Source organism: Intestinibacter sp. (genome assembly GCF_051866655.1).
GTDB lineage: Bacteria > Bacillota > Clostridia > Peptostreptococcales > Peptostreptococcaceae > Intestinibacter.
Genome location: NZ_JBJDXL010000154.1, coordinates 1 through 5623, shown reverse-complemented (window position 1 = coordinate 5623; position 5623 = coordinate 1). Strand labels below are relative to the sequence as shown.

The following is a 5623-nucleotide window of genomic DNA, read 5'->3' as shown; positions in this document are numbered from 1 at the left end:
AGGCGGTGTTTTATGAATTATCTAAAAAAAATGTTATTAAATGAATTACCTGAATTTAAAGACTACACTTTAAATTTTTTAAATGGAAATATATCAAAAATGCAGTATAAAAGCTTCTCTGGAGGATACGGCGTATATGCCCAAAGAGATAAAAAATCATTTATGATAAGACTTAGAACCTCATGTGGAGTTATCTCTAGATGTCAGCTACATACGATATACCAAATGGCAAATAATCATAATTTAGATTCTATACACTTGACAACTAGACAGGCTATTCAATTACACGATTTGGATATCGATGCAGTAGTAGATATCATGAAAGACGGAATAGAAAAATGTATATTTACAAGAGGCGGTGGTGGAAATTACCCTAGAAATGTAGGATTGTCACCTTTATCTGGAGTTGATGTCGAAGAGAGCTTCGATGTAACTCCATATGCCCTAGCTACTGATAAATATTTTTTGAGCAAAATGACGACTTACCATCTTCCTAGAAAATTTAAGGTCTCTTACTCGAGCTCTGACAAGGATTTTGCACATGCAACTGTACAGGATTTGGGATTTGTCGCTACTACTAAAAACGGCAAACATTATTTTAAGGTATATGTTGGAGGAGGTCTCGGCAAAAATCCACGTCTTGGCATAAAGCTTCCAGAATTAGTAAATCCTTCAGATGTTCTTTATTACGTTGAAGGTCTTACAGAATTTTTTGCAAAAGAGGGAAATTACGAAAACAAACATAGGGCTAGGATAAGATATTTAGTAGAGGATTTGGGAGAAAAGGAATTTTTAAATAAATTCAAAAAATACGTAGATGAACAAAAGAAAAACAAACATTTAAAAATAAATCCTGAACCTATAGATTACAGTAAAGAAGGTCTAGCTATTGACTGCACAAACCCTAGATTAATAAAACAAAAGCAGCCAAATTTATATACAGTCTATATCCATCCACTCGGAGGCATATACAAGCTTAAAAATTTAAAAGCCCTACTATACGAGCTCGATAAAGTAAAAAATCCTATGATCAGAATCGGCATGATGGAGGAAATGTATATACTAAATCTAGATGGAAATGAAGCTAAAAAAATCTTAGAAATCACAGAAAACACGAGTGGTTCTACCTTGCTTGAAAACAGTATTTCCTGCATAGGTGTGCCAATCTGCCAAATGGGAATTTGTGACAGTCAAAAAATGTTATCAGATATAATAACCCATTTCAAAATAAATAGCAAAGACAAGAAAAACCTAGAAGTTATGCCTAAAATCTACATATCAGGATGTGGAAATTCTTGTGGAGTTCACCAAATAGGCTGTATTGGATTTACCGGCAGAATGAAAAAGATAGACAATGTCTCTACACACTGCTTTGAAATGAGTATAAACGGCAAATTTGCTGTAGGTGAGTCGAGATTAGGTGAAGCTGTAGGAGAATTTAAATGTGATGATATTCCAAATATGCTATATGAAATAAGCCAAAAGCTCGTAGACAAAAACATCGATTTTAAAACTTTAACCCAAAATTATCGCGAAGAATTCGATCATATAATCGATAAATACAACTTAGTATAAATTTAAAAAGCTGTAGAAAATCCATCTCTACAGCTTTTATATTGCTAAATTTTTATAAATTACCGAACTTCTATAAGTTAATTACTACAGCTAAAAATACTAGTTCTTCATCTCCTATATTTTCAATGTAGTGTTTAGCGTCAATAGTATAGATAACATCGCCTTCTCCTACTTCGACAACTTCTTCGCCATCTAAAACCTTACCTTTTCCATTTAATATGTAATATACTTCAAAGTCTTCTTTGTGTTCATGCATACCAATTGAAGCGCCTACTGGTACAGTTATTCTAGAAAATACTTTTGCTTGATCCTTTAGCTCTTCACCTTCAAGTATCAATTCTCGAGTTATTTCTCCTTTTCCACCTGCAACAGGCCCTACAATTTTTGTCAATTCATTTTTTCTCTTTATCATCTGCATATCTCCTTTAAAATTTACTTTAAATAATTACACTTATATTACATAATATCACAACTTTAAAAGTTTTAATATGGCTACATAATCTTTTTTCTAATTTTTTACATCAACATTGTACTTGCTATACAAGTCTTGCATTAAAGTAGTTTGCTTAGTATTTTTAAGAGTTGTAATCAAATCATCCTTTACATCGTCAAAATCCTGTTCCTTTTCACCTGTTTTCTTTATTATATGATATCCAGAAGTTGTCTCTACTACTTCAGAATAGATTTCGCCATCTTCTAGAGAAAATGCTGCCTTTGAAAATGAACTCACCATATCGTCTTCAGTAAAATATCCTAAATCTCCTCCACTAGAAGCAGAAGAGTCATCTGAAAATTCCTTTGCTAATTGAGAAAAATCTTCTCCATCCAATGCCAATTTTAAAACCTCTTCGGCAGTTTTTTTATTTTTCTCCTTTTGTTCGTCGCTGACTTCTTTATTATCACTGTCGTAATTTGAAATCAATATATGAGAGGCTCTGATTTGCTTATAATCGTCTTTATTTTTTTCGTAGTAATTTTTTGCTTCTTCCTCGCTTACATTACTATAATTCTCTAAATAAGTAGCTCCCATCAATTCCTTTTTTATACGCTCTTTTAATTTTTCTTCTGTAAGATCGAACTTATCTAAATACTCCTCTTCTGTTAAATTATATTCAGAGTTTATACTGCTTATAGTCTGATCATAGTTTTGTTGAACTTGATCGTCTGTCACTTCTACGTTGTTTTCCTCTGCCTCTTTATATAAAACCTCCATATTCACAAGGTATTGTAGCATAGTAGATTCATAAGAAGAAATTTCTGAATCGCTTAATTTTTGTAGACCATTTGAATAAAAAATTGGCTCCATAACAGTTTTTAAATCTTCACCTGTTATTTCCTCGTCATCTATAGTCGCATACACTTGGCTATTAGAATAATATCTATGACTCGCCGGTAAAAGTCTTCCGTACTCCATACCTCCATAAAATGCTCCTCCTATTACACCTATTAAGGCAAATACTAGGGCTACCTTTTTCATTATTTTTCTTTCTTTTTTTTCATTTTCATCCATTAAATATTTTTTCCTCCCAAATAATTTTAAAATGGACTAAGCTTTAATTTAGTTCATTCGAATTTATCTACATATATTATAATAAAAACCTTAATTTATTCTTATTTAATTCTTAATTTTTCTAAATCATAAGGCACAAATACATTTCCGCTAAAGACGGATTTCGCCTCATCTGTATATAATTTTTTTCGATTTTCTAGATTAGTGTCTTCAGTATGATATAAAAGTAAATTCTTTATATTTAGCTTTTCTGCACATTTTCCTGCATCTAAAGCTGTGCTGTGGTGCTTTTGATATGGTTTAAATTTTTCCCTATCAGCATATAGACAATAAGCTTCAGAAAGCATCCAGTCGCAATTTTGTATATATTTTTTATTTACTTCATTATAAGGCTCATCACCAAGACAAGCTAATGTCTTACCATCATCAAATGTCAATTTAAATCCAAATTGTTTTTTCTTTGTAGATTGTATATCGAAAAACTCGGTCTTAATCCCGATAATGTCGAGTTGTTCTCCATCAGCTACCTCTTGAATATAAATTCCGTCTCCAATAAATTTAAGAAATTTCTCTGGAAAAAGCAATTCACAAAACGTTTGAATTGTTTTCATGACTTCATCGTGACAATATATAGTGAATTTTCCAGGGTATTGTTTTGCTGTCATCATCATTGCGATTTTTCTTATTATCCAAATCGCGCCCAATATATGATCGGTATGACCATGTGTCACGATCAAATTATGAATATCTGTATATGGAATTTCTAGCTTCTCTAGCTGAGCCATAATCCCATTTCCACCGCCAGAATCCACCATCAAATATTCATCTTCTTTTTTTAATAAAAAACATGTATTGTAGCATTTTGTAACCATCGCATGTCCTGTTCCCAACATGATTAATTCTATTCCCATTTTAATACCTCTTTTCGATTTTTATATAATCTCAACTAATGCATAAAAATTATACATTTCAAATAAGCACACCTTGCTATGCAATCACTCAATTTATCGAGCATCTTATATGCATAATCCTCTTTTATTTCTTTTAAAAGTTCAGGATCCTTGTGTTTAAAATAGTTTAATTTAAATGAATCCTTAGCATTTATCGCTTTATTAGTAATATAAAATAAATCCTCCTCTATTAATTCTTTATCCTTAGAGTTATTTTCTATGTCGTATTCTATCTCATTCAACTGTTCTTCCATTTGTTTTATTATTGATTCATATGTTTTCATATAACAATACCTCACATATCAACTTTCTAGTGTTTATAATTATACCATTTTATAAAAAACTCTTCAGTTAAAATTTAAAAATCCATCTAAATTTTCCAAATTTATACAATAAAACTCCTCTGCTTTATAAGTTATGCACTTAGCTTTTAGCAGAGGAGTCTTATTATCTAATTGAATTTATTAAACTAAATCAGGGTCAATATCATTATTCCCTGTTCCAAGTAATTTCAACGGTTTAAGCGCAGGACCATTCAAAACTGTCCCATCATAATTAAACCTACTTCCATGGCACGGACAATCCCAACTATGCTCAAAGCTATTAAACTCGAGCTCACACCCCAAATGCGTACAAGTTATATCTACAACAAACACCTTACCATCCTTATCCTTATAAGCTCCGTATTTATCTCCATCTATAATTATGACTTTTCCTTCTTCTTTTTCTAAATCTAATTCTGTGCTTCCTTTTTTTATCTTTCCTTTTATATAATCGTAGACCATTATACTATTTTCTTTTAAATAATTGAAATTTAAATAGCTTCCTGCTCTAGATGGATTAAATACATCTTCATAATCAGAGCTTCCATTTACAATTAAATCTCTAAAAATAATAGCTGCCACAGCAGATGTGCTTATACCCCATTTGCAAAATCCAGTCGCTATATAGATATTATTTTCTTCATTATTTATACGTCCTATGTAAGGTATATTGTCTGTCGTTATATAATCTTGTGTAGACCACTTGTATTCTATAGTTCCTATTTTAAAATTATTTTTCGCAAAATCTACAATTTTATCGAATAGCTCTTTTTCATCATCACATTTTCCTGTTTTATGATCAAAACCACCACAAATCAAGTAATCACACCCTTTATCGGTGTATGTTCTTATAGTTTTTGAAGGCTCTTCTACGTTTATAAACATTCCCTTGGCAATAGGCTTGTTGAGCTTTGAAAGAGTTAGATAAGATCTAGAAGCCTTTTGTTTTGAAAAATAAAATCTCAATCCATCATGCCACGGATTAGATGATGCTATAATCAATGTTTTTGTTTTTATCTCAATATTATCTCTAGCTTTTACTATATAAGTACTATCTTCTCTAGTCAGACCTACAACAGGAGTATTTTCATATATCAAAACTCCCTTTGATTTGTCGATTTCAGCCAACTTATCGATATATTTTTTGGTGTTAAATTGAGCTTGATCGTCTAACTTCAATGCCGCCTTTATATCTAGAGGAAAGTCCTCGATATCATTTAAATACTCATATGGTATTTTCAATCTCTCACATGTCTTGTACTCTT

Annotated in this window: 6 protein-coding genes; 1 reads left to right on the top strand and 5 read right to left on the bottom strand. The window is 31.3% G+C overall.

Going from position 1 to position 5623, the window contains the following annotated elements; all coding sequences use genetic code 11:
• Nucleotides 1–12 precede the first annotated feature (12 nt).
• Nucleotides 13–1575: a nitrite/sulfite reductase gene (locus tag ACI3VO_RS04465; RefSeq protein ID WP_439756768.1), complete on the top strand. Its 1563-nt coding sequence runs from the start codon at nt 13–15 to the stop codon at nt 1573–1575.
• Nucleotides 1576–1645: 70 nt separating this feature from the next.
• Here ACI3VO_RS04465 and ACI3VO_RS04460 read toward each other — a convergent pair whose 3' ends face one another.
• The 5 genes from ACI3VO_RS04460 to ACI3VO_RS04440 form a co-directional block, all read right to left on the bottom strand.
• Nucleotides 1646–1987 (bottom strand): cupin domain-containing protein, encoded by a 342-nt coding sequence (locus tag ACI3VO_RS04460; protein WP_439756767.1) that lies wholly within the window; start codon nt 1985–1987, stop codon nt 1646–1648.
• Between the two features lie 96 nt (nt 1988–2083).
• Nucleotides 2084–3085 (bottom strand): peptidylprolyl isomerase, encoded by a 1002-nt coding sequence (locus ACI3VO_RS04455; protein WP_439756766.1) that lies wholly within the window; start codon nt 3083–3085, stop codon nt 2084–2086.
• Nucleotides 3086–3186: 101 nt separating this feature from the next.
• On the bottom strand, nt 3187–3996 hold the full coding sequence (locus tag ACI3VO_RS04450) for an MBL fold metallo-hydrolase (protein ID WP_439756765.1): 810 nt from the start codon (nt 3994–3996) through the stop codon (nt 3187–3189).
• Between the two features lie 35 nt (nt 3997–4031).
• On the bottom strand, nt 4032–4319 hold the full coding sequence (locus ACI3VO_RS04445) for a hypothetical protein (RefSeq protein ID WP_439756764.1): 288 nt from the start codon (nt 4317–4319) through the stop codon (nt 4032–4034).
• Nucleotides 4320–4499: 180 nt separating this feature from the next.
• A partial coding sequence (locus tag ACI3VO_RS04440; RefSeq protein WP_439756763.1) for an FAD-dependent oxidoreductase occupies nt 4500–5623 on the bottom strand: 1124 nt, incomplete at its 5' end.

Bases quoted from the DNA above. Each gene is read 5' to 3' on its own strand.
- ACI3VO_RS04465 (WP_439756768.1), top strand. From the start codon at position 13: ATGAATTATCTAAAAAAAATGTTATTAAATGAATTACCTGAATTTAAA.
- ACI3VO_RS04460 (WP_439756767.1), bottom strand. From the start codon at position 1,987: ATGATAAAGAGAAAAAATGAATTGACAAAAATTGTAGGGCCTGTTGCA.
- ACI3VO_RS04455 (WP_439756766.1), bottom strand. From the start codon at position 3,085: ATGGATGAAAATGAAAAAAAAGAAAGAAAAATAATGAAAAAGGTAGCC.
- ACI3VO_RS04450 (WP_439756765.1), bottom strand. From the start codon at position 3,996: ATGGGAATAGAATTAATCATGTTGGGAACAGGACATGCGATGGTTACA.
- ACI3VO_RS04445 (WP_439756764.1), bottom strand. From the start codon at position 4,319: ATGAAAACATATGAATCAATAATAAAACAAATGGAAGAACAGTTGAAT.